The 23428-nt window shown below is 63.7% G+C and carries 19 protein-coding genes and 1 pseudogene; 12 read left to right on the forward strand and 8 right to left on the reverse strand.

From position 1 onward, the window contains the following. Nucleotides 1–115: 115 nt before the first annotated feature. From LU688_RS04945 to LU688_RS04960, 4 genes are all read right to left on the reverse strand, one after another. Nucleotides 116–1447, reverse strand: a complete 1332-nt coding sequence (locus tag LU688_RS04945) for an imelysin family protein (RefSeq protein WP_023630931.1) — start codon at nt 1445–1447, stop codon at nt 116–118. Nucleotides 1448–1606: 159 nt separating this feature from the next. Next, nucleotides 1607–3658 (reverse strand): putative bifunctional diguanylate cyclase/phosphodiesterase, encoded by a 2052-nt coding sequence (locus tag LU688_RS04950; RefSeq protein ID WP_038707431.1) that lies wholly within the window; start codon nt 3656–3658, stop codon nt 1607–1609. Nucleotides 3659–3991: 333 nt separating this feature from the next. Then, on the reverse strand, nt 3992–4588 hold the full coding sequence (locus LU688_RS04955; RefSeq protein WP_023630875.1) for a superoxide dismutase: 597 nt from the start codon (nt 4586–4588) through the stop codon (nt 3992–3994). Between the two features lie 238 nt (nt 4589–4826). Then, entirely contained in the window at nt 4827–5426 is a 600-nt protein-coding gene (locus tag LU688_RS04960; RefSeq protein ID WP_094010197.1) for a LysE/ArgO family amino acid transporter, read from the reverse strand. Nucleotides 5427–5550: 124 nt separating this feature from the next. On the opposite strand from LU688_RS04960, the pseudogene LU688_RS04965 reads away from it, so the two are divergent. The 6 genes and pseudogenes from LU688_RS04965 (at nt 5551) to LU688_RS04990 (ending at nt 15329) form a co-directional block, all read left to right on the forward strand. Further along, nucleotides 5551–6440, forward strand: a pseudogene (locus tag LU688_RS04965) (LysR family transcriptional regulator ArgP). Nucleotides 6441–6489: 49 nt separating this feature from the next. Further along, the gene (locus LU688_RS04970) at nt 6490–7485 is read left to right on the forward strand and encodes an NAD-dependent epimerase/dehydratase family protein (protein WP_094010195.1); all 996 of its coding nucleotides are present in this window, start codon (nt 6490–6492) and stop codon (nt 7483–7485) included. Between the two features lie 87 nt (nt 7486–7572). Continuing rightward, nucleotides 7573–8397, forward strand: coding sequence for an ATPase (locus LU688_RS04975; RefSeq protein ID WP_094010194.1), 825 nt, complete (start codon nt 7573–7575; stop codon nt 8395–8397). Between the two features lie 398 nt (nt 8398–8795). Continuing rightward, nucleotides 8796–10802 (forward strand): hypothetical protein, encoded by a 2007-nt coding sequence (locus tag LU688_RS04980; protein WP_143067515.1) that lies wholly within the window; start codon nt 8796–8798, stop codon nt 10800–10802. Between the two features lie 58 nt (nt 10803–10860). Continuing rightward, nucleotides 10861–12957, forward strand: a complete 2097-nt coding sequence (locus LU688_RS04985; RefSeq protein WP_094010192.1) for a hypothetical protein — start codon at nt 10861–10863, stop codon at nt 12955–12957. A 185-nt stretch (nt 12958–13142) separates the two neighbouring features. Further along, on the forward strand, nt 13143–15329 hold the full coding sequence (locus LU688_RS04990; RefSeq protein ID WP_232888265.1) for an autotransporter outer membrane beta-barrel domain-containing protein: 2187 nt from the start codon (nt 13143–13145) through the stop codon (nt 15327–15329). Between the two features lie 61 nt (nt 15330–15390). Here the strand turns inward: LU688_RS04990 and LU688_RS04995 are convergent, their stop codons facing one another. Further along, nucleotides 15391–16440: an alkene reductase gene (locus tag LU688_RS04995; protein WP_094010190.1), complete on the reverse strand. Its 1050-nt coding sequence runs from the start codon at nt 16438–16440 to the stop codon at nt 15391–15393. A gap of 24 nt (nt 16441–16464) precedes the next feature. Next, nucleotides 16465–16767 carry an ArsR/SmtB family transcription factor gene (locus LU688_RS05000; RefSeq protein WP_023628827.1) on the reverse strand — a complete coding sequence of 101 codons (303 nt, stop codon included), beginning with the start codon at nt 16765–16767 and terminating at the stop codon, nt 16465–16467. A 152-nt stretch (nt 16768–16919) separates the two neighbouring features. Between LU688_RS05000 and LU688_RS05005 the strand changes: the two genes are divergently transcribed. Next, nucleotides 16920–17498: an acyl carrier protein phosphodiesterase gene (locus tag LU688_RS05005; RefSeq protein ID WP_094010189.1), complete on the forward strand. Its 579-nt coding sequence runs from the start codon at nt 16920–16922 to the stop codon at nt 17496–17498. 16 nt (nt 17499–17514) lie between these two features. Here LU688_RS05005 and LU688_RS05010 read toward each other — a convergent pair whose 3' ends face one another. Both LU688_RS05010 and olsB read right to left on the reverse strand, forming a co-directional pair. Next, nucleotides 17515–18303, reverse strand: coding sequence for a lysophospholipid acyltransferase family protein (locus LU688_RS05010; protein ID WP_094010188.1), 789 nt, complete (start codon nt 18301–18303; stop codon nt 17515–17517). Further along, complete coding sequence (gene olsB / locus LU688_RS05015; RefSeq protein ID WP_038705508.1) at nt 18303–19058, reverse strand: L-ornithine N(alpha)-acyltransferase; 756 nt, start codon at nt 19056–19058, stop codon at nt 18303–18305. The genes LU688_RS05010 and olsB overlap by 1 nt, the downstream gene beginning before the upstream one ends. A 133-nt stretch (nt 19059–19191) precedes the next feature. Here olsB and LU688_RS05020 point away from each other — a divergent pair, with 133 nt between their 5' ends. The 5 genes from LU688_RS05020 (at nt 19192) to LU688_RS05040 (ending at nt 23379) form a co-directional block, all read left to right on the forward strand. Next, nucleotides 19192–20079: an acyl-CoA dehydrogenase middle domain-containing protein gene (locus LU688_RS05020; RefSeq protein ID WP_094010187.1), complete on the forward strand. Its 888-nt coding sequence runs from the start codon at nt 19192–19194 to the stop codon at nt 20077–20079. A 145-nt stretch (nt 20080–20224) separates the two neighbouring features. After that, entirely contained in the window at nt 20225–21301 is a 1077-nt protein-coding gene (locus tag LU688_RS05025) for a serine hydrolase domain-containing protein (protein WP_094010186.1), read from the forward strand. Beyond that, entirely contained in the window at nt 21298–21594 is a 297-nt protein-coding gene (locus LU688_RS05030; protein WP_094010185.1) for an amidase, read from the forward strand. Before LU688_RS05025 ends, LU688_RS05030 begins: the two co-directional genes overlap by 4 nt. 44 nt (nt 21595–21638) lie before the next feature. After that, entirely contained in the window at nt 21639–22220 is a 582-nt protein-coding gene (locus tag LU688_RS05035) for a YceI family protein (RefSeq protein ID WP_023632820.1), read from the forward strand. 1 nt (nt 22221) lies between these two features. Next, a complete protein-coding gene (locus LU688_RS05040) occupies nt 22222–23379 on the forward strand; it encodes a phospholipase D-like domain-containing protein (protein ID WP_094010184.1) in 1158 nt (385 codons plus the stop codon). Nucleotides 23380–23428 lie beyond the last annotated feature (49 nt).

The following is a 23428-nucleotide window of genomic DNA, read 5'->3' on the forward strand; positions in this document are numbered from 1 at the left end:
AATTACCAGATGAAATAGGCTTTACCTGGAAATGTCCGCGACCACCCATTCCGCTCCCGAACACGGAAATGAAAAAGGCGGCCCGAAGGCCGCCTCTGCTGAACCGCAACGCTGATCAGAATTCGTGATCGGCGGTGTCCGGGTTCAGGTTGTCGATGCCCAGCTTGCCCGCGGCCTGCTCGATCGCGCCGGTCTGCTTGACCAGGGAAGCGATGGCGTCACGCACGATCTGGTTGCCGGCGGCGTTGTCGGCGGCGATCAGCTGGTCGTAGTGCTCGCCCTTGAGAGCGTGGTCGACGATCACCTGGATCTTGGCTTCGGTGGCTTCCAGGTCGGCCTTGAGGGTGGCGTCGGTGGCCGGGTCGGCCTTGGCCACCAGCGACGACAGGCTCGGGCCGCTCAGCTTGCTGCCGTCGACACGGGTGTACTCGCCCAGGTAGACGTTGCGGATGCCCTTGGCGTCGTAGAAGTGCGAGTAGTGGGTGTTGTCGCTGAAGCAGTCGTGTTCATCTTCCGGCGAATTGGCCTCCAGCGAGACCTTCATGCGCTCGCCCGCCAGTTCGCCCAGCGACAGGCTGCCCATGCCGAACAGCATCTTGCGCAGGCCATCGTTGGCCGGCTCTTTTTCCAGGCTGGCGCGGTAGTTGTCGGCGACGTTCGGCGCCCAGTTGCCGACCATTTCCTCAAGGTCCTTGACCAGCAGGTCGGTGGCCGCCTTCAGGTAGGCACGGCGACGGTCGTTGTGCCCGCCGGTGGCACCTTTGCCTTCGAGGTAGTCGGAGGCCGGGCGGTTGCCCGCGCCTGGGCCGGTGCCGTTGAGGTCCTGGCCCCAGAGCAGGAATTCGATGGCGTGGTAGCCGGTGGCGACGTTGGCTTCGGAACCGCCCAGCTCGTTCAGGCTGGCCAGCTTCTCGGGGGTGATGTCCTTTACGTCGATTTTGTCTTCGCCCACCTGGATCTCGGTGTTGGCGATGATGTTGGCGTTGGCCGCCGGGTTGCCCAGGGCGTGCTCATAGCTCTTGTCGACGTAGTCGATCAGGCCTTCGTCCAGGGGCCAGGCGTTCACCTGGCCTTCCCAGTCGTCGATGATGGTGTTGCCGAAGCGGAAGACTTCGCTCTGCAGGTAGGGTACGCGCGAGGCGACCCAGGCGTCCCGGGCGGCTTTGAGCGTCTGGTCGTCGGGCTTGGCGAGGAAGGCGTCGACGGCAGTCTGCAACTGCTTGGCGGTGCTCAGCGAGTCGCTGTACACGGCATGGACCATCTCGGCGTAGTGCTTGACCACGGCCTTGGCGGCGGCTTCATCGACAGCCCCTGGTGCCGCGGTGGTGGCAGCGGCAGATGTCTGGGCTTGCGGTGCGGCGGCCTTGTCGTCATTGCCTTCGCCGCAACCGGCGAGGGCGATGGCGATGGCCAGCAGACTGGCGGAGGCCAGAGGCATTCGAATCATTGTTGGTTTCCTGCGTCGTGTGGTTGGACCATGGGTGGACCGTGCGCCGTGGCACGCGAAACCGCAACATCATGCGAAAGATTTGCATTTGCTGTAAAGGGGCGGGCGCGCATTTCATGCAAACGCCCGCTTGCCCTGCTTGGCCGAGATTGGTGGGGGTTACAACGCGGAAACCTGGTTGCGTTGCGCCTGCTTGAGGAAGTTGGTCAGTTCGCGCGCGGACAGCGGCTTGCTGTAGTGGTAGCCCTGACCCTCATGGCAGCCCTGGGCGATGATGTAGGTCTCCTGTTCGGCGGTTTCCACGCCTTCGGCGATCACCTGCATGCCCAGGCTCTTGCCCAGCTGGATGATGGCGCGAACGATGGTGGCGTCGTCATCGTCGTCGAGCAGGTCCTGGACGAAGCTCTTGTCGATCTTGATCTTGTCCAGCGGCAGCGATTTCAGGTAGCTGAGCGAGGAGTAACCGGTGCCGAAGTCGTCGATGGCGATCAACGCCCCGGAGCGGCGCAGGCTCAGCAAGTGCTGGGCGGCGGTGCTGATGTCTTCCATCAGGCCGGTCTCGGTGACTTCCAGCTCCAGGCTGCGCGGTGGCAGGCGGTAGGCCTGCAGCAGGTTGTTGACTACCCGCGGTAGCTCGTTGTGGTGCAGTTGCACGGTGGACAGGTTGACCGCCATGCGCAGCTCGCTGAAGCCCTGGTCGTGCCATTCGCGCAACTGCCGGCAGGCCTGGTCGAGCACCCACTCGCCGATGCTGATTATGCTGCCGTTCTGCTCGGCCAGGGGAATGAACTGGTCGGGCGGGACCATGCCCAGCTCCGGGTGCTGCCAGCGCAGCAAGGCTTCGACGCCTACCACGCGGTGGTCGCGGTAGCTGATCTGCGGCTGGTACACCAGGTACAGCTGGTTGCGCGGCAGGGCTTCGCGCAGGTCCTTTTCCAGTTCGCGGCGGCGGCGCATCTCACTGTCGACGCTGGCGATATAGAACTGGTATCGGTTACGCGAGCGGGCCTTGGCCAGGGTCATGGTCTGCTCGGCCTTTTGCAGCAGCTTCTCAGTGCTGTCGCCGTCCTCGGGGAACAGGGTGATGCCGATGGTGGCGCGCAGGCGGATCTGCTGGTGGTCGAGGTCGAAGGGCGCCTCGAGGTCATCGAGGATGCTCTGGGCCAGCTCGGCGGCTTCGTAGGGCTGTTCGATATTGGCCTGGACCAGGGCGAACTGGTCGCCACCCAACCGGGCCAGGGCGCCGAGGCGCCCGCTGTGGGCGCGCAGGCGGTCGGCCAGCGCCAGCAGCAGCTGGTCGCCGACCTGGTAGCTGAACTGCTCGTTGATGCCCTTGAAGTCGTCCAGGCCCACGCACAGCACGGCGACACGGCGTTGCAGGCGGCCACCGTCGATGAGGATCTTGTCCAGTTGCTGCTGCAGTTGCTGGCGATTGGGCAGGCCGGTGAGAAAATCGTACTGGGCCATGCGCTGCAGACTGTTCTCGGCCTCGTGGCGCAGGTGGGTGTTGCGTTCGATGGAGGCCAGCAACTGGTTGGCGGTGTTGACCCAGATGCCCAGTTCGTTGCGCTCGTGCCCCTTGAGCAAGGGGATCTGGTGCTGGCTGGGGCGGTCGGGGTTGATTTGCGTCAGGTGCTCGATGATCTTCGACAGCGGCTTGGTCAGCAGCCAGTGGTACACCAGATACAGCACCAGGCCCATGGCCAGGGCGCGCAGCACGCCGGAGATGAAGATGATCACCGCGTTGACCAGGAAACCCTCGCCATAGGCGGAGGTGTCGAGGGTAATGCTCAGGTCGCCGTAGTATTCACTGTAGGGGCCGCGGCCGACCAGTTGCGTGGTGTAGGTGCGCTCCTGGCCGAGGATCAGGTCGGTCAGCCAGCGCATGGACATGTCCTGCAGTGGCCGGGACTTTTCCGCGAGCATGGTTTCGTTGGGGTGGCCGATGGAGGCCATGCGTACCGAGCCGTCCTGGAACAGGCCTTCCATCACCTGCATGCCCATTTCCCGGTCGAGGCTGTACACCGCCTGCGTCGAGGGGTCGCGGAACATGTCGAGGATGCGCTGGGCGTCGTTGTTCACCGACTGGCGGGTCTTGTAGGCGTCATAGACGATCTGCGCACAGCTGAGTACGACGCCGACAGCCAATGCCGAGAGCAGTACGACCCGCAGCAACTTGACCGATAAGCTGTTTCGGAATTCCAGCTTCAATGGGGTTTCCTTAATCCATGCGCATGCCATTATTTTGCCATCAACCATGGCGACAGACTATCGACCGAATGCCCCGGCAGGCAACACGTCCGTCGACGGATCTGCCCTTGGCTCTATATCGGTTGAGCGGTCATGCGACTTGAGTGCGCTGCGTCAACTTTCCAGAAGGTTGATGTTAGCGCGCTATGCGGGCTGAGCAAGAGCGCACGGATGGGTTGCAGGCAATTCTGTCAGGTTGGCCCTGGGGGCAGCGAGCTTGCTTGGCGCTAGCGTCATGGCAGGCAACAAAAAACCCGGCACGAGGCCGGGTCTTTTTGCAGGCTTGGCGAACAATCAGGCCTTGAAGGTCTTGCCTTCGAACTGCTCGGCAACGAACTTCCAGTTGACCAGGTTCCAGAACGCCTCGACATACTTCGGACGCAGGTTGCGGTAGTCGATGTAGTAGGCGTGTTCCCAGACGTCGCAAGTCAGCAGCGGGGTGTCGCCGCTGGTCAGCGGGTTGCCGGCGCCGATGGTGCTGGCCAGGGCCAGGGAGCCGTCGGCCTTCTTCACCAGCCAGCCCCAGCCGGAGCCGAAGGTGCCGACGGAGACCTTGGTGAACTCTTCCTTGAACTTGTCGAAGGAACCGAAGGCGGTGTTGATGGCCTCGGCCAGAGCGCCAGTTGGTTGGCCGCCGGCGTTCGGCGCCAGGCAGTTCCAGTAGAAGGTGTGGTTCCAGACTTGAGCGGCGTTGTTGAAGATACCGCCGGAGGAGCTCTTGACGATCTCTTCGAGGGTCTTGCCTTCGAATTCGGTGCCTGGGACCAAGTTGTTCAGGTTCACGACATAGGTGTTGTGGTGCTTGTCGTGGTGATACTCCAGGGTTTCCTTGGAGATGTGCGGCTGCAGGGCATCGTGGGCGTATGGCAGCGGCGGCAATTCAAAAGCCATGGTGGATCTCCTGATTCAGGTCTGTTCGCGGTATGCGCAAGGCCGATCACGGGCGGCCCGGTGAGCGTCGGCGAGTTTGTACTCTTTGCGACGCAAGGGCTGGATCATAGCACCGGCCTCGGCGCTTAACCACGCAACATCTATAGGGAATAGAGGTTCCAGAGCGGTTGGCTGGGGCCGACAGGTGGGCTGCTTGACTGTCGTAGCCCTGCGTGGGATACCCGGTTTTTTCGCGGCGTCAGTTGAAGATCAACTGCGCCGCCACCGCGAACATCATCACCGCCACCATCAGGTCCAGCATGCGCCAGGTCGCCGGACGTGCCAGCCACGGTGCCAGCCAGGCGGCGCCGATCGCCAAGGTCGAGAACCATACCAGCGAGGCACTGGCGGCGCCGGCCACGTAGGCGCCGGGCACGGCCTGCTGGGCGCCGAGGGAGCCGATCAGCAACACGGTATCAAGGTAGACGTGCGGATTGAGCAGGGTCACCGCCAGGGCGCTGAGCAGCACCGCGCGGCGCGAACGCATGCCCTGGCCTTCCTGATGCTGCAGGCTCTGTTTCGAGCAGGCGCTGCGCAGGGCCTTGGCGCCGTACCAGATCAGGAACAGTGCACCGCCCCAGCGGGCCACGGCCAGCAGTGTCGGGTTGTGCGCCAGCACCGTGGCCAGACCGAACACCCCGGCGGCGACCAGCAGGGCATCGCAGACGATGCACAGTGCCGCCACTGGCAGATGGTGTTCACGGCGCAGACTTTGTGCCAGGACGAAGGCGTTCTGCGCGCCGATGGCCATGATCAGGCCGAAGGCCACCAGCATGCCGTTGAGATAGCTTTGCCACATAGCGGGAACACTCCAATGGCGCCGATGCGGGATCGGCGCGGGTTACCAAGAAAGATGTGGCCATTCTGGCGGTTGCGGCGGTATAAGAAAAACAAATATAGCTGATCAGTCATTAGAGAAATCGATGTTCGACTACAAATTGCTCGCCGCCCTCGCCGCGGTGATCGAGCAAGGCGGCTTCGAGCGCGCCGCCCAGGTACTGGGATTGTCGCAATCGGCCATCTCGCAACGCATAAAGCTGCTCGAGGCACGGGTTGGCCAGCCGGTGCTGGTGCGCGCCACGCCACCGAGCCCGACGGAAGTCGGGCGCCAGTTGCTCAACCATGTGCAGCAGGTGCGCCTGCTCGAGCGCGATCTGCAAGGCCAGGTGCCGGCACTGGACGAGGAGGGCATGCCCGAGCGCCTGCGCATCGCCCTCAACGCCGATAGCCTGGCAACCTGGTGGGCCGGGGCGGTGGGCCGTTCTGCGCCGAGCAGCAGGTGCTGCTCGATTTGGTGGTCGAGGACCAGGACGTCGGTCTGAAACGCATGCGCGCCGGTGAAGTGGCGGCCTGCCTGTGTGGCAGCGAACGGCCGGTGGCCGGAGCGCGCAGCTTGCCGTTGGGCTTGATGCGCTATCGGGCGCTGGCCAGTCCCGCGTTCATGGCGCGTTACTTTCCCAACGGGTTCGCGGTCGAGCGCCTGGCCCGCGCCCCGGCTGTCGTGTTCGGGCCTGACGATTTCCTGCAGCATCGCTACCTGGCGTCGTTGGGTGTGCAGGAAGGTTTCCTGCACCACCTTTGCCCCTCATCCGAAGGTTTCATGCGCATGACAGAAGCCGGCCTCGGCTGGGGGCTGGTGCCGGAGCGACAGGTGGCCAAGCAGCTGGTGCGTGGTGAGCTGGTGGAGATCTGTGCAGATACCCCCATCGATGTGCCCTTGTACTGGCATCATTGGCGCAACGGCGGGCAGTTGCTCGCCCAGTTGACCGAGCACCTGCGCCATTCGGCGCGGAATTGGCTGGTGCCCTTGTAGGCACTTCAAGCGTCAGCTGCATCTGAAATAGAGCAAGGCGGAGTCTTACATGCGAATTCTGGTCACCGGCGCGAGCGGCTTCATCGGCGGGCGCTTTGCGCGTTTCGCCCTGGAGCAGGGCCTGGAGGTGCGGGTCAACGGCCGGCGGGCAGAGGGTGTGGAGCATCTGGTCAAGCGTGGGGCGCAGTTCATCCCCGGCGACCTGGGCGACGCCGAACTGGCCCGGCGCCTGTGCCAGGGGGTGGACGCGGTGGTGCACTGCGCCGGCGCAGTGGGCACCTGGGGCCGCTATCAGGACTTCCACCAAGGCAACGTGGTGCTCACCGAGAACGTGGTCGAAGGCTGCATCAAGGAGCATGTGCGGCGCCTGGTACACCTGTCGTCGCCGTCGATCTACTTCACCGGCCGCTCGCGTATGGATGTCCGCGAGGACCAGGTACCGCGTCGATTCCATGACCATTACGCGCTGACCAAACACCTGGCCGAGCAGAAGGTGTTCGGCGCCCAGGAGTTCGGCCTGGAGGTGCTGGCGCTGCGCCCGCGCTTCGTCACCGGGGCCGGCGATGCGAGCATCTTCCCACGGCTGATGCGCATGCAGGCCAAGGGGCGTGTGGCGATCATCGGCAATGGCCTGAACAAGGTCGACTTCACCAGTGTGCACAACCTCAACCAGGCACTGTTCAGCGCGCTGTTCGCCGAGGACCAGGCTTTGGGCCAGGCCTACAACATCAGCAACGGCCAGCCACTGCCGCTGTGGGATGTGGTCAACTACGTGATGCGCCGCATGCAGCTACCCCAGGTCACCCGCTATCGTTCACCTGCCCTGGCCTACAGTCTGGGGGCGCTCAACGAGGCTGCCTGTCTGCTTTGGCCCGGGCGCCCGCAACCGACCCTGAGCCGCACGGCGGTGCAGGTGATGAGCACGGATTTCACCCTCGATATCAGCCGCGCCCGCCAGTATCTGGACTACCGGCCCGGAACCGATGTGTGGGCGGCGCTGGATGAATTCTGCAGCTGGTGGCAGGCGCAACACGGGCAACGCTGAACCTGTGCGCGGGATGATGGTCATCAGTGCGCCGCCCTGGCGGTTTATACTCATGCCTCTTTGCTACCACCGCGGTTGAATGCACCCATGCGTAACGACGCCCACGATGATTTCGACGACGTGCCCACCCTGCGTGCCGGCACCCCTGATGACGATGAATTGCTGCCTGCCCATGTGGCCCGTAGCCGCCAGAAGGCGGTGCGGCCGCGTAGCAATGGCCCGCTGTGGACATTGCTGGGCGCCTCGTTCATCGCCCTGGCCGGGCTTGGCTGGTGGAGCTTCCAGCAGATCACCCTGATGGAGCAACAGCTGGTCGCGACCCAGGAAAGCTTTGCCCGTATCAGTGAAGAGGCCGCCGGGCGCTTGCAGGTGATCAGCGGCAAGGTCGACGCCAGTGAGTCCAGCAACAGCACCGGCAGCGAGGCATTGAAGTTGCAGATTCGCCAGTTGCAGGCTTCCCTGGCCGAGCAGGGCAAGCAGCAGCTGGGCGTCGCCGGGCAGGCGGGGGACCTGGGCAAGCGCCTGGAGCAAGTGCTGGCCGATACCCGTGAACAGCAGAAGGCGGTCACTGAACTGCAAAGCCAGTTGCAGGCGCAACTCAAGGTCCTCAATGCCGAGCTGGCCGCGCTCAAATCGGGGCAGGTGGATGGCGGTAAGCTCGATGGCCAGCTCAAGAGCCTGAGCAACGACGTGGCGACTTTGAAGAAACAGGGCAACCCAAATGCCGCCATCGAGAGTCTGGAGCAAGATATCCTGGTGCTCAAGAGCCAGGTGGACAATCGCCCTACGCCCACGGCCGGTGGCGCCTCGGTGCAGGAATTCGATGCCTTCCGCGGGCAGGTAACCCGCAACATCAGCACGCTGCAGAGCCAGATCCAGAACCTGCAGCAGCAGATTAACTCCCGTCCTTGAGCGCGCTTCTACGCGCCTGCTCTACTTCCCTGCCTATTTTGAAGCTCCGTGCGTGATCTACGCGCGGGGCTTGCTCGTGGTTTGTCCACAGTGGTTTCAGCCGCCTCTTGCAAGCCCCAGGTGCGCGTAAACCTGGGCGCAGCAGCGTCAGCTTTCAGGCCTATGGCAGCGCGCACCTAGCATTTCTGTCAGGTGTGGGCCTGGATGGACTTTGTTATTACTGCTTCACCCAGACGGTGGTGGCCAAGCAGCCGCGATCACGATCTCGGCACCGCGTCATCCGGAGCTGAGCATCATCCGGGCCAATGACACCGGGGTGGAGCCTACATTCAGGTACCGCGCAATCCACGCTCACAACAGCACACGCCTGAACACGCCAAATGCAAGGGGAGGTTGCCATGAATACGCCTGCTCACCCGTTGATCAGCAGCGCAAAAGTAAAGAAGACTTCGACGCTGGTTTTTCCGAAACTCGCGATGGGCGAGGCCATTGTTGAAGATCTGATTGATGACGGTACCGGAAAGATGGAATTGCTGCCTAAAACCAAGCAAGAAGACGCGCTAAAGGTAAAGGTACCGAACTGGCCAGAGTCCGAGGTCGATTACATCATCGCATTGACATGGGACGACGTGCGTCTCGATAACATTCCTGGCGCTTTCCACTCCATAGCTCAGGCAGAACAGGCAAACCCTGATTTTAAATTCGAGCTCAGCGTGCCTGCCACGTATTGGGCCTCGGTGGCTGATGGAGAGGATGCGCGGTTTCGCCTGGGCTATGACGTACAACCGTTCCCGGATGACCGTTGGGATTTAGGGCCCCGGCGCCTTGTGCGCATCGACCGAGAGGCTCCGGGAGGCAGCGATGGAGCCTTGGCCAAACTGCAGTTTCCCAAGGTGGTGGAGGAGAGAAGGCGCATTCTGGTGGGAGACTTCACCTCCGGCCTGTTGGATACCGAGGTCAAGGGATATGTGTCGCAGCAGGTGGGTGACCAGATCGTGGTCACCATGACCGATGGTACCAACAAGGTACCGATCGGGCCGATCACCGTTTTTAGCGCAACTGATCCCACTACCGTGCCATTGCCTTTGATCGACTTGCAGAAGTTGGACGACAGAAAACCCATCACCTTCACCTACCAGTCGACCGACCGGGCGGGGAACGTGTCGCTGGCTTCGGTCCCGCACGACACGCTCGAGTTGCTGTTGACGGATATCCCGGACCTGCTGCCGGTTCCCGAAGTGCCAGGTTTCGATGCTGGCGGTGATCCACCTGTCCTCGAGGCGGATGCCCGGGCGGGTGTGGACGTGCATGTTCCCCAGATCACCAGCGTCGCGGTGGGTGACGAGATCGTCGTGTTGTGGGGGAGCCAACGTGACGCGCCGCAGCGGGTCAACCAGATTCCGCCAGCGCCGGATCCACTGATGGTGCTCAAGCTGCCCTACCCGCTGACCAGCGCGGAAACGGAGTACGGCCCGGTGGCCGTTGCCTATGAACTGTGGCGAGCCGGTTCGTTGATCGGTACATCGGATGGCGCCGCGAATGTAGAGGTCGATCTACGGGTGCCAGGTGGCCCCGACCCTGATCCGGAAACGCCCGGGCATGACGACCTGGTGCCCGCCACGATCAAAGGTGGTAGCTCAGGCCAGGACGACAAGCTGGATCCCGAGGATGTCGCGGCAGGCGCCGAGGTTACCATTGCGTGGGAGGGGCTCAGTGCTAGGGAAGTCCTGGCCGAGGGGGACAAACTCGCACTGTGGTGGGGGAACCAATCGCCTCATCCGCTCGATTCGGTCACTGCGCACGAGGCGTCTGAGCAGCTACCTATCGTCCGTGCGGTGCCAGCAGCGTTGTTGGGTGCCGAGCCCAGCGGCCAAGTGGTAATGGCCTATGCAGTCACCCGGGAAACTGAAACAGGAGGGCCGGAAAACACCTCGTTTTCACCCCCGAAGCTGGTCGAGGTCCTGCGCGCTGACGAGTTGCCGGGGCAAGGGGGGCCACTGCCTTCGCTGGAGTTCACCAAACTGAATGGCAACGGTGCCATTGGCCGGGAGGAGGCACAACGAGAGCTGCCGGTGCGTATCGCTGGCTACAAAGGTATGGCGCCCGGCGATGTGATCGTGATCACGGTCGATGGAAAGCGCGGCCTTGGGATGCCAGAAGATCCGATTCCCGGCTTCCCGGTGAGCGGGCCGTCGTTCCGCATCGAGCAGCACCATATTGACGAGGGTGAGGTAGTGCTGGCGCTCAAGCGCCAATATGCCTACATGGTTTGTCGAGGTCACCTGCACGTGAGCTACACCGCCAGTAACGTTTTCGGCTCGGTGGCGGCGGCGCATCAACCTACGCCAGTCTCCGTGCGTGAGGCTGGGCAGGATAATTGCCCAATTCCCACTCAACGCTTCTGAAGCCATATCCCTGGCGAGCGCCTGCTCGCCAGGGGGCACTACCTGGGAGGCAAAGGCCATGTCCGAAGAACTGTCGCGCAATCGCCCCGCTGTCGGTAAACACGTCGCGCAACTGCCTGAACCTGTGATCCCTCAGGCTTTTAAGGGCAGGGGGATTGGCTTGCGCTTGCTGGATGATGAGCAGTCGCCGTTGAAGGTCCAAGTGCTGGCAATCCACATGCAACCGAACGACCTCGTCACGCTGTATTGGAACGACGATGAAATAGAGCGCAAGACGGTAAGCCCGTCGGTGGTCAAGCGAGTTCGCAAGGCGCAGGCACTCGGTATCGAATCCGGTACCTATCTTGATTTCGACGTACCACCGTCGAAGATTCCCGACGGTGCTGGCGTCGTCTGGTACAAGTGGAAAGACGATATCGGTGAGCAGGAGGACGATTCGTTAAAGCTTGATGTCATGGTCAAGCGCAGCTTGCCCGGCGGTGTCGACCCCGATCCCAGCACCTCCTTCAACGAGAACCTGGATATGCCGGGGGGCATCCCGCCTTTCATCGATGCTGACCAGGCTGCCAAGGGAGTAGAGGCCATCATCATGGGCGGCTACCCCAATCGTGGGCCGAACGATTGCTACGAGCTCCAATGGCATGGCAAATCCATAAAGGGGCCGGTGCCTTCAGGCGCGGATTCTTTCCCTGTCACGGTCGGCCAGGACATCATCGAAGAGGTCGGCAGTGTCGAACAGCTCATCGTTCGCTATGAAATTCGCGACGAGGTCAATAATCGCTCGCTGTGGTCGCGAGAGGCCTACGCCAAGGTGGATCTTGCCGAGCGTACCCTGGACGCGCCGGTGGCCTTGGATGCCGACGAGGACGGCAACATCGATTTCAACGCCCTGGAGGGTACGCCGCTCAAAGTCAGGATTGAACCTTACCGCGATATTACAGCCGGCGATCAGCTGAAGCTGACCTGGACGGGTGTCAATGCCAAGCAGGAGCGCCTGGACCCCGTAGACCAACCCCATACCGTGACCCAGCAGGAAGTCACCGCCGGCATTGAGCTCGAGTTGAAAAATGACTTGGCGGTCGCCGCATTGCAAGGGGGCGCATTGTTGGAGTACCAGGTCAACGACCAGGCGGGGCGCAAGTCGCATGTTCTGGAAATCACTGTATCGGGCAACCTTGAACTCGACGCGCCCAGTGTGGATGAAGCCAGTCGCGGGGGGCTCGACCCGCATGATGTGCCGGACGACGGCGTAACCATTCGCATCGCTGCCTACGCACATATGGCCGTGGGTGACGAAGTGTCGGTGTGGTGGAAAGGCACTGCTGCGGATGGCGCTACTCACGACCATGATTGGACTTTGCCCGTGGAACGCGTCGGCGATATCGAGCACCTCGTCGAGAAGGACCTGGTACTCGAGTTGGTGGGCGGGACGCTCGAGTTGTTCTACGCACTGACCGCCAAGGGGGGCGCCAAGTTCGAGTCTGCCCCGTGCAAACTGGTGGTGCCGGTCGACTTGCGACGCCCCTCGGTGGAGAAGGCGTTCGGGGACGATAACGACCAGCTCGATTTCCATAAGGATTTTGCCAATGCGTCACATGTGAAAGTTACGGTTCCGCGATACTCCGGCATGGCGACTGGCGACAAGGTGGCAGTGGTCTGGACCGGCCCGAACTTCCCCTACCAAATGCCGTGGCAAGTGATCACAGCCCCTGGGGATGTGGTGTTCCAGTTGCCACGGGTGGTGTTGCTGGACTCGATCGGAACAACGGTTGACGTCAAGTACCTCGTCGAGCGTGGTGGTGAGCCGCCCGAGGCAACGTCGGAGGCCCTGGCGTTGACCGTGCTTGCCCAGGCGCTGGAGCTACCGGCCCCCGGGTACCTGTCTTCCGGGGGAGACAATCCAAGGTTCAACCTCAACTATCCCAATATCAAAGAGGGAGACAAAGTCGAGATCCGCTGGGAAGTGGATCCGGCAATTGAGCCCACCCTGCGCGAGGCCACTCTCGATGTGTACAAGGACGGGCGATCCTTCCTGATAAAGGTGAATCCGGCCTGGCCCCAGACTGACAGACGCAAGAAAGTGTTCGCCAGTTACTCCATCGAAGTAGACGGTTCAAGGTTGTATTCCCAAGTAAAGTCATTCCAACCCGACTGATATCAATTGCCACGGCGATGTGCTGGGCACTGGTAAGAAGGGGCAGTGTTTGCCTATATAAAAACAGGAATTCTCCTACATAGGTTTTTACCTTTTTTGTCGAGACTGCGGCCAATTGGCTACATCCAGGTGGCTGATTTCAACTTTTCGGTAGCACGGGTGAGAAACTGGGACGGGAGAACAACATGAAGGTAAAGCACGCTAGAGTACCCCTGAGCCTCGCCGTCGGCCTGGCGGTGATGGCAAGTACCGGGGCGGTCGAGGCAACGCAGATTATCGACAACCGTTCCGAAGTGGTCAGCGGCCCGGTGGCGGACGACTATATGGTGCGCAACCGCGGGGCCTTGGAAGTCACTGCCACGGGGAGTACGCAGGGCATCGATGTGCGCAGCCGTTCGACTCTCGTCGTCAATGGTGGGGAAGTGGCCGGTAGCGGCACCCAGGTGGGGGTCGCCCTGTCTGACGAGAGCAGTGCGGCCCTGGTCGATGCGACCGTTTCCGGGGGAACCTTCGGCGTGTCGGGCAACACCCAGTCGAGCATGCAGGTGCAAGGCGGCACCATCGTCGGCAACAATGGTGCGTCGTTCACGGGGGGCAGTACCCTGAGCCTGTCCGCTGCGGCCCTTACCGGCAGGACCGGGGTCGGTGCCTTCATGCTAGGCGGCACTCTGAACGCGTTGCAAGGCTCGGTCATTACCGGACAGACCCAGGGGGTGCAATTGCGCCAGGGCACCACGGCCACTGGCGGTAGTGACTCGAGCATGACCCTGGACGGCTCGACCGTCGAAGGCAAGACGGGGAGTGCCATCATTGTGCGCGATTCCGCGGATGGCAACAAAGGCACGGTAAACATCCTCGTGGGCAACAACAGCCGGCTCATCGGCGGCAATGGCAACATCCTCGAGGTCACCCGTGGCATGACCGCCGACTTCACGGCAGACAACAGCCAGTTGTCCGGGGACGTGGTTGTCGACGGCACCAGTACGGCCAATCTGCTGTTTCGCAACGGGGCGTCGCTCAGGGGTAACCTGGTGAACGTGGAGAGCCTGACGCTTGAGAGCGGCGGTCGCTGGGCCATGACCCAGGATGCGCAGGTGGGCAACCTCTCGCTGGACGACGGCACCGTCGATTTCACCGACCGGGATACCACGCCCGGTTTCAAGACGCTGACACTCGACAGCCTCGAGGGTTCGGGCGTGTTCGTGTTGGGCATCGACCTGGCCAGCGGCACCGGCGACTTGCTGAAAGTAACTGGCGCGGCAGAGGGCAATCATCAACTGAGCATCGCCAGCACCGGTGTTGACCCGGTGGAAGGGCAGGCGCCACATCGCATAGTCGAGACCGGTGGCGGTGATGCCACGTTTGGCCTGTTGCACGAGATCGATTTCGGCACCTTCCTCTACACCTTGGAAAAAGGCGACGGTGAGGACAACTGGTACCTGAAGCAGAAGCCCGGCAACGTGCTGACCCCGAGTGCCCATGCGGTGTTGGGCATGTTCAGCGCCGCGCCGACCGTGTGGTATGGCGAGCTGTCGTCGCTGCGCAGCCGCATGGGCGAACTGCGCCTGGGCCAGGGCCAGGGCTTGTGGATGCGCAGCTATGGCAACCGCTACAACCTGTCGGCGGGTAGCGCCGTGGCCTACCAGCAGGACCAGAACGGTGTAAGCTTCGGCGCCGACGGCACCTTGCCTGGCTACGATGGCCGTTGGTTGCTCGGGGTGATGGGCGGCTACAGCGAGTCGGGCCTGGATTACAGCCTCGGCTCTTCCGGCAAGATCAAAAGTTACTATGTCGGCGCCTACAGCACCTGGATGGCCGACAGTGGCTACTACATCGACGCCGTGCTCAAGTACAACCGTTTCCGTAACCGCAACGATGTGGTGATGAGCGATGGTCGCAAGACCAAGGGCGAGTATCACAACGACGGTCTCGGGGCCTCGGTTGAGGTTGGTCGGCACTTCAAGCTGGACGATGGCTGGTATGTCGAGCCGTTCACCCAGCTGTCCGCTTTGTGGGTCGATGGCGACAGCTATACCCTGGACAACGGCCTGCGGGCCGAGAGCGATGGCGCCAACTCGGTGCTTGGCGAGGTCGGTGCGCAGGTCGGGCGCAGCCTGGCGCTGGACAATGGCAGCATCCTGCAACCGTACCTCAAGGTGGCGGCGGCCCACGAGTTCATCAACAGCAACAAGGTCAAGGTCAACAACAACCACTTCACCAACGACCTCTCCGGTACCCGAGGCGAGGTGGCAGTGGGCCTGGTGGCGCAGGTCTCGGAAGTGTTGCAGCTGCATGGCGAGTTCCAGTACAGCAATGGCGAGCATATCGAGCAGCCGTACGGGGTGAACCTGGGCTTGCGCTACAACTTCTGATCGTTCGCAGGTATCCACTTGTAGAAGCGGGCAAGCCCGCTTCTACAAGTCCTGCATTCCCCTACATCCGTGGGTAGTCGATATACCCAACCGGGCCTTTGCCATAGAACGTCTCCGGATGCGGCGCATTGAGCGGTGCATCGGCAGCCAGGCGCGCTGGCAGGTCGGGGTTGGCGATGAACGGAATGCCGAAGGCCACTGCATCGGCTTTACCGCTGGCCAGGGCAGCGTTGGCGCCGGCCTTGTCAAAGCGCTCGTTGACGATGTAGGGGCCGCCGAACGCTGCCTTGATCAGCGGACCGATGCTGTCGTCAGCCGCTTTTTCCCGCGAGCAGATGAAGGCGATGCCGCGTTTGCCCAGTTCCCGGGCCACATAGCTGAATGTCTCGGCACGGTCAGCGTCGCCCATGTCATGGGCATCGGCCCGTGGCGCCAGGTGCACACCCACACGGCCTGGGCCCCACACCTCGATGGCGGCATCGGTCACTTCCAGCAGCAACCGCGCGCGGTTCTCCAGCGAGCCGCCATAACGGTCGGTGCGCTGGTTGGTGCTGCTCTGCAGGAACTGGTCGAGCAGGTAGCCGTTGGCACCGTGGATCTCCACGCCGTCGAAACCGGCGGCCTTGGCGTTCTCGGCGCCGCTGCGGTAGGCCTCGACGATGTCGGCGATCTCTTCGGTTTCCAGCGCGCGCGGGGTCGGGTAGTCACTGAGCGGGCGCACCAGGCTGACATGGCCCTTGGGCTGGATCGCGCTGGGGGCCACCGGTAGTTCACCGTTGAGGTACGACGGGTGGGAGATGCGCCCGACGTGCCACAGTTGCAGGAAGATGCGCCCGCCCGCGCCGTGGATGGCCTTGGTCACGTTGTGCCAGCCACGTACCTGCTGGTCGTTCCAGATCCCGGGGGTATCCGGATAGCCGACGCCCATTGGCGTGACCGAGGTTGCTTCGCTGAGAATCAGGCCGGCGCTGGCGCGCTGCACGTAGTATTCGGCCATCAGCGCATTGGGCACGCGGCCTTCGTCGGCGCGGCAACGGGTCAGCGGGGCCATGATGATGCGGTTGGGCAGTTCCAGGTCGCCCAGGGTGATCGGGTCGAACAACGTAGTCATGTGCGAAGCCTCGCTTGGATCAGGTCAGAGCTCTTGGCTCATTTGCTCGAGGAACGCCTTGATGGTCGCCTCGTTGCGTTTGAAGAAATGCCATTGGCCGATCTTCTGGCTGCTGATCAGGCCGGCGCGCTGCAGGGTGGCCAGGTGAGCGGACACGGTCGACTGCGACAGGCCGCAGCGCTGGTCGATCTGCCCGGCACACACACCGTGTTCGGTGCTGTGGTGCTGCTCGGGGAACTGCGCGGCCGGGTCTTTCAGCCAGTTGAGGATGTCTCGCCGGACCGGGTGGGCCAGGGCTTTTATTATTTCGTCGAGATCGAGGGGCATGGTTGGGCTCGTGGCGTGTAGCGGTATATCGCGATGGAGCGAAATATAAATCGCTGCATCGCGATATACAAATATGAAGTGGTCATAAGGCAAGTCTTGATAGCTATATCGTCTTGTGACGATATAGTCGCCAGCGGTGCTAGACTGGCGCCATGAATTATCTCGCGCACCTTCATCTGGGCGGCCCCGCGCCGCAGCAACTGCTTGGCAGCCTGTATGGCGATTTCGTCAAAGGCGAGCTCGCCGGGCGCTTCCCGCCTGTGCTGGAGGCTTCTATTCGGCTGCACCGGCACATTGATCGCTACACCGACAGCCACCCACTGGTGCTGGCGGCGCTGGCGCGTTTCCCGCGCGAGCGGCGGCGGTTCGCCGGGATCGTCGTGGATGTGTTCTTCGACCACTGTCTGGCGCGGCACTGGGCGGCGTATGCCGAACAGCCGCTGGCGCAATTCACCGATGATTTCTACAAGGTATTGCTCGCCGAGCCGGAGTTGCCGGGGCGGTTGGCGCGCATCGCGCCGGTGATGGCGGCCGACGACTGGCTGGGAGCGTATGGCGATTTCGCCACCCTGGAGCAGGTGTTTGCCGGGATTGCCCGGCGCCTGTCACGACCTGAGGGGATAGCTGGGGTGATGGTGGAACTGGAGCGGTTGTACGAGCCGTTGCTGGCGGACTTTCGCGAGTTCTATCCGCAGTTGCAGGCATTTGCCCGGGGACAGCAATCGGCTTGAGTCGGCAATCGCGGACTCAGGCTGCCCGAGCCTGTCGCCTCGGTGCGACCTCGACGTTCTCGGCGCCGAAAAGCGCCAGATGGACCGCCTGTTGCGCTTCGAAAGCCAGTACCGCGCGTTCCTTGCCCGCGCTGCCGATTGGCGGCAACAGGTGGATCAGCACTTGTCCGCGGTCCTGTGCGAACAGCCGCATCAAATGGGAAACCAGGTCGTCCTCGCCAATGAACGGCGCGATCGGATCGGTCTGGCCTGCGCGCAGGTACTGGATTGCCACCGGCTGTACTGGCGTGTTCTGGTCGATTGCTCCGGCCAGCAGGCGCCCATGGAAGGTGCGCAGGCTGCGACCGTCCGTGGTGGTGCCTTCGGGGAATATCAATAGAGGGCGTTGCTCGCCCAGTTGTTCGCTGATCTGCTCGCGCAGGCGCTGGGCATCGCCGCCTCCGCGACGAATGAACAGGGTCCCGGCCTTCTCGGCCAGCCAGCCGGCCAGCGGCCAGTGGCGCACCTCGGCCTTGGACAGGAACGACAGCGGGGTGAGCATGCCGAGCAGTGGGATGTCGGTCCACGACACATGGTTGCAGACCCACAGCATCGGCTGTTGCGGCAGCTCGCCCCTGACCTGCACTTCGAAGGGCAGGGCGGCGACCAGGCGCCCCATGAACATCCGTGTCCAGCGTTGGCGCTGTTCTATCGAGGCGCTCAGCCCCAGACGCTCGCCCAGGGCGATGACACTGGCCATGGCCAGCCCCAGGGCCAGTACCAGGAACAGCCGCAGCAGGCGGGCAGCGGCCCGTATGCGCGGCATCAGACCGCCGCCTTGAAGTGACGGGCATAGCGTGGGCAGAGGTCGTCGCGCTTGAGCAGGATGAACACGTCGGCGACCTGGAAGTCCTCGTCCCAGCACGGCTCGCCGCAGATCTTCGCGCCCAGGCGCATGTAGGCCTTGAGCAGCGGCGGCATTTCGGCGATGACGTTGTTCGGCAGCGGCAGGCTGGGCAGCGGGTTCTTCGGTTCGGCACGCAGGTGCTCGGTGCACAGGTAGCGTTCGCGCAGGCGCTGCATGATCGCATGGGCCTGCACGCCGCCGTCCTGCATGGGGATGCTGGCACAGCCCATCAGGTAGCTGTAGCGGCCCTCATTGAGCACCTCGGCCAATTCGCTCCAGAGCACGGCGATGGTGCCGCCGTTGCGGTAGGCCGGGTCGACGCAGGTACGGCCCAGTTCGAGGATCGGGCCCTGCAACTGCAACAGGCCGTGCAGGCTGAACTCCTCTTCGCTATAGAAGCGGCCGAGGCTGCTGGCGGCCTGGTGATCGAGCAGGCGGGTGGTGGCGACCAGTTGACCGGTGGCCAGGTCGCGCACGCCGATGTGGCGGCAGTGGATGTCGTAGTCGTCCATGTCCAGGCCGTGTTCGGCGCCCTTGAGCTTGGCCTTGAATTCGGCGCTGAACACCTTGAAACGCAGGGCCTGTGCTTCCTGCAGGGCCGCGGCGCCGACCAGGCGTTCGGCTTGCAGACGGCGTTCAGTGCTGGTGTCGCCAGAGCGAGCGATCCGGGTCATCGTGAGTCTCCATAAGCCAGCCAAAGGGTTGCGGCCGGTCGGCTTTGTTGTGCAAAGTCAGCCTAGGTACGCCCGGTGTCACTCCCGTGAATCTTTGGTGATGCTTGCGTGACACCCCTGAAAGGAGCTTGCGATGGCCTGGTTGCAACGACTCAACGACCCCTTGCGCCACCCGCTGGCGGCGCCCCTCGGTGAAACCTATGCGGCGGTGCTCGAGCGCCTGGGCACGGTGGCGCCGTTCGAGCTGGCGGTGCTGGGCGGGCGGGCCATGGCCACTCCCGGGCTGGCGTTCCTGCTCGGCTACCAGGCGGCGCTGCGGGTCCTATGGCCCAGCGCTCCGGCCAGCCTGGGCGCGTTGTGTGCCACCGAGCGGCGCAGCGTGCGCCCGGCGGACATGTACACCCGGCTGGACGGCCTGCGCCTGACCGGCAACAAGGACTTCGTCACCGCTGGGCTGGACGCCGAATGGCTGCTGGTGGCCGCTCGTCACGAAGGCGCGGGCGAGGCGCCGCGCTTGCAACTGGCGGTGGTCTATCCGGGCGAGCCGGGGGTCAGCCTCGAAGCCTTGCCGACACTGCCGTTGATGCCCGAAGTGGGGCATGGCCGCCTGCAGCTCAAGGATGCCGCGTGCGAGTTGCTGGCCGGTGATGGCTGGGATGCCTACGTCAAGCCGTTCCGCTCTCTCGAGGACCTGTATGTGCTCGCCGCGCTGGTGGCCTGGCTGCATGGCGTAGCCCAGGAGTGCGCCTGGCCGCAGGCCCTGCGCCTGAAGCTGATCGGCCTGCTCGCCGGGTGCGCCGAGGGCAGTCGGCAATGCCCGGACAGTGTGGCCTGCCATTTGCTGCTGGGAGGCCTGTTTGCTCAGTTCCACGATTTGCGAGGCGAGATCGACCAGGCGTTGGCCGCAGGGCCGGAGCACTGGGCGCAGTTGTGGCAACGCGACCAGGGCCTGCTGGCGCTGGCCGGCGCCGCCCGTGACAAGCGCCTGGCCAAGGCCTGGAGTGCCGCCGGACTGTCATGAAAGCCTGAGAGGCTGTGGGCACCTTTGAACCTGGGCCACTGTGCGCCCCATCGCGGCTGAAGCGGCTCCTACAGGCCATGCGCAACCTTTGTAGGAGCGGCTTCAGCCGCGATGGGCTGCAAAGCAGCCCCTTGCAGGACTCTCCATGAAGGCAGTGATGCTTGCCCTGGCCATGACCACAGCCCCGGCCTTGGCCGAAGACTGGCCCTCGGCGCAGTGGCCAGTCGATAACGCCGTTATCAACTGGCAAACCGTAGACACCTACGCCTTCGCGCCACACGATACCGAGCGCGGCGGCATTCGCACCGATGCGCTGTTGATCATCCGCGATGGCCGCATTCTGCATGAGCGCTACGCCGAGCCAACCCGTGTCGACACTGCGCACCTGACCTGGTCGGTGAGCAAGAGCGTGCTGGCCACGGTCATGGGCGTTGCCTACGGCGAAAGGCGCTTCCAGCTCGACGATCCGGCTTTGCGCTATTACCCGGCCTTGCAGGCGCACCCAACGTTGCGCCTGGCCGACCTGCTGCATTGGGCCAGTGGCCTGGCCTGGCAGGAAGATTACGAATACGCGCCGTTGAAGTCGTCGGTGGTGGCCATGCTCTACACCCGTGGCCGCACCGACATGGCCGCCTACACAGCGGCCAGGCCTGCCGCCAGTGCGCCCGGCACGCAGTTCGTCTACTCCAGCGGCGACAGCAACCTGCTGGCCGCCAGCCTGCGCGCCATGCTCGCGCCTGAGCGCTATGCCGACTATCCCTGGCAAGCCCTGTTCATGCCGCTGGGGATCGACAGCGCTGTCTGGGAGCGCGATGGCGCAGGCACTTATGTGGGCTCCTCGTACCTCTATCTCAGTGCTCGCGATCTGGCGCGCATCGGCCTGCTGATGCAGCGTGACGGGCGCTGGCGCGAGCAACAGTTGCTGCCGGCCGAGTGGGTGGCGTTCAACCGCACCTTGTTCAGCGCCGCGCAGCCTGTGCCGGGCGAGGCCAACCCCGGCGGGCACTGGTGGCTCAACCAGCCATTGCCCGGCCAGCCGGTGCCGTGGCCGGATGCGCCGAGCAATACGTTCGCCGCACTCGGCCACTGGGGTCAGGCGCTCTATGTACTACCCACGCAAAAGCTGGTGATCGTGCGCTACGCCGATGACCGCGATGGCAGCTTCAGCCACAACGAACTGCTCAAGCGGGTGCTGGACGCCGTGGCCGGGGAGGGCGCATGAAGCGGGTGGTGCTCCTGCTGTTATTGGCCGTGTCTGCCTGGGCCTGGCACGAGCGCCAGGCGTTGGCGGACTTCCCGGGCATCCTTTCGGCCTACTCGGCGAAAGAGTACTGCTCGTGCCGGTTCGTGATGGGTTTCCCTGAGGCCTATTGCCGGGGCTATGTGCGCCAGTACCTGCCCTTGGGCCTGCTGAAAGAGGACAGCCCCCGGCGCCTGGTCACCGCCGAGGGCCTTGGCCGGCGCAACCAGGCGGCCTGGCAGGGTCACCGCGAAGGCTGCCGCTTGCTGCCGTGAAACCGTGCGGGTAAGGTTGACGGCCTTGATTCACAGGATTTCACATGTTCAAGCCGTCCCGTCTGCTGCCCGCCCTCCTGCTCGCCCTGTGCCTGCCCGCCCATGCCAACTGGCACCTGGATGGCGAATCCTCGCGCCTGTCCTTCGTCACCGGCAAGAATGGCAATATCGCCGAGGTCAACCGTTTCCTGGTGCTGCATGGCAAGGTCGACCGCAAGGGCGCGGCTGAGGTCAGCATCGAGATGGACTCGATCAGCAGCGGCATCCCGCTGCGTGACGAGCGCATGCGTGACGGCCTGTTCGCCTTCGAACAGTTCCCCGAGGCCACGGTGCAGGCACAGATCGACCTGCGCCCGATCAACGACCTCGCCAACGGCGCGCAACTGGAGCTGCGCTTGCCGGTGAGCGTGACCCTGCATGGCCAGACCCGCAGCTACAACACCCTGCTGCTGGCCACGCGCCTGGACGAACGGCGTTTCCAGGTGGTGACCCTGGAGCCGCTGATCCTGCGTGCCTCGGAGTTCGGTCTCCTGCCGGGCCTGGAGAACCTGCGCAAGCTGGCCGGGCTCAAGTCGATCAACCCCTCGGTGCCGGTGAGCGCGGTGCTGATCTTCACCGCCCGCTGACATGCCGGGGCCGGTCTTCCCGTGGCGGGATGGCAACCAGTTCGAACTGCTGATCGACGGCCCCGAGTTCTTCCCGCGCATGCTTCTGGCGATCGTGCGTGCCGAGTATCAGGTCGACCTGGAGCTTTATCTGGTCGAGGCCGGGGCGTGCGCCGAGGCGGTGGTCGAGGTCCTGGAACAGGCCGCGCGGCGTGGCGTGCGGGTGCGTTGCCTGTTCGACGACTATGGCTCGCTGGCCTTTACCTCCGTCTTGCGTGAGCGCCTGCTGGCGGCGGGTGTCCAGCTGCGCTGGTACAACCGCCTGCGCTGGCGCCGGGGCCTGCGCAATCTCTATCGCGATCATCGCAAGCTGTTGCTGGTGGACGAGCGCTGGGCGGTGGTCGGCGGTACCGGGGTCACCGACGAGTTCTGGACACCCGAAGCCGACACCAGCGAGTGGCACGAAGTGATGGTGCGCATGGAGGGGCCGATCGTCACCGACTGGCAACTGTTGTTCGACCGCCAGTGGCACGCCAACCAGCGCCGCACCGCCTGGCGCCCGCCCGAGGGCTTCGGACTGCCGCGCCTGCCCCAGGTGCCGGCGCAGGGCCAGGGCATGGGCCGGGTGGCCTATGCCGACGCCCGCCAGCACAAGGACATCCTGCATGCGCTGGTGCGCGCCCTGAACAGCGGCCAGCGGCGCATCTGGCTGGCCACGCCGTACTTCCTGCCGACCTTCAGCGTGCGGCGCTCGCTGCGGCGTGCCGCGCAGAAGGGCATCGACGTGCGCCTGCTGCTCACCGGCCCGCGCACCGACCACCCGGCGGTGCGCTATGCCGGACATCGCTATTACCCAAGGCTGCTGCGCGCCGGGGTGCGGATCTTCGAATACCAGCCATGCTTCCTGCACCTGAAGATGGTGCTGGTGGACGACTGGGTCAGTGTCGGCTCGTGCAACTTCGATCACTGGAACCTGCGCTTCAACCTCGAGGCCAATGTCGAGGCCATCGACCCGCCACTGAGCGCGGCCGTGGCCGCCAGCTTCGAGCGCGATTTCGCCCAGAGCCTGGAAGTCGACCTCGCGCGCTGGCACGCCCGGCCACTGTGGCGTCGTGTGCAACAACGCCTATGGGGCTGGCTGGACCGGCTGGTGGCCAACCTGCTCGACCGCCGCGACTAGTCGCACGTATCGCGGTCGGGCAAAGCGGACTATCTTGCTGGGACTGTTC

Origin of the sequence: Pseudomonas soli (genome assembly GCF_021283165.2) — a bacterium.
In the GTDB taxonomy this organism is placed as follows: Bacteria; Pseudomonadota; Gammaproteobacteria; order Pseudomonadales; family Pseudomonadaceae; genus Aquipseudomonas; species Aquipseudomonas soli.

Coding starts and splice junctions, on each gene's coding strand:
- LU688_RS04990 (WP_232888265.1), top strand. CDS start 13,143: ATGAAGGTAAAGCACGCTAGAGTACCCCTGAGCCTCGCCGTCGGCCTG.
- LU688_RS04985 (WP_094010192.1), top strand. CDS start 10,861: ATGTCCGAAGAACTGTCGCGCAATCGCCCCGCTGTCGGTAAACACGTC.
- LU688_RS05040 (WP_094010184.1), top strand. CDS start 22,222: ATGCCGGGGCCGGTCTTCCCGTGGCGGGATGGCAACCAGTTCGAACTG.
- LU688_RS04975 (WP_094010194.1), top strand. CDS start 7,573: ATGCGTAACGACGCCCACGATGATTTCGACGACGTGCCCACCCTGCGT.
- LU688_RS05020 (WP_094010187.1), top strand. CDS start 19,192: ATGGCCTGGTTGCAACGACTCAACGACCCCTTGCGCCACCCGCTGGCG.
- LU688_RS05025 (WP_094010186.1), top strand. CDS start 20,225: ATGAAGGCAGTGATGCTTGCCCTGGCCATGACCACAGCCCCGGCCTTG.
- olsB (WP_038705508.1), bottom strand. CDS start 19,058: ATGACCCGGATCGCTCGCTCTGGCGACACCAGCACTGAACGCCGTCTG.
- LU688_RS04995 (WP_094010190.1), bottom strand. CDS start 16,440: ATGACTACGTTGTTCGACCCGATCACCCTGGGCGACCTGGAACTGCCC.
- LU688_RS05035 (WP_023632820.1), top strand. CDS start 21,639: ATGTTCAAGCCGTCCCGTCTGCTGCCCGCCCTCCTGCTCGCCCTGTGC.
- LU688_RS04955 (WP_023630875.1), bottom strand. CDS start 4,588: ATGGCTTTTGAATTGCCGCCGCTGCCATACGCCCACGATGCCCTGCAG.
- LU688_RS04980 (WP_143067515.1), top strand. CDS start 8,796: ATGAATACGCCTGCTCACCCGTTGATCAGCAGCGCAAAAGTAAAGAAG.
- LU688_RS05000 (WP_023628827.1), bottom strand. CDS start 16,767: ATGCCCCTCGATCTCGACGAAATAATAAAAGCCCTGGCCCACCCGGTC.
- LU688_RS04960 (WP_094010197.1), bottom strand. CDS start 5,426: ATGTGGCAAAGCTATCTCAACGGCATGCTGGTGGCCTTCGGCCTGATC.
- LU688_RS05005 (WP_094010189.1), top strand. CDS start 16,920: ATGAATTATCTCGCGCACCTTCATCTGGGCGGCCCCGCGCCGCAGCAA.
- LU688_RS05030 (WP_094010185.1), top strand. CDS start 21,298: ATGAAGCGGGTGGTGCTCCTGCTGTTATTGGCCGTGTCTGCCTGGGCC.
- LU688_RS04945 (WP_023630931.1), bottom strand. CDS start 1,447: ATGATTCGAATGCCTCTGGCCTCCGCCAGTCTGCTGGCCATCGCCATC.
- LU688_RS05010 (WP_094010188.1), bottom strand. CDS start 18,303: ATGCCGCGCATACGGGCCGCTGCCCGCCTGCTGCGGCTGTTCCTGGTA.
- LU688_RS04970 (WP_094010195.1), top strand. CDS start 6,490: ATGCGAATTCTGGTCACCGGCGCGAGCGGCTTCATCGGCGGGCGCTTT.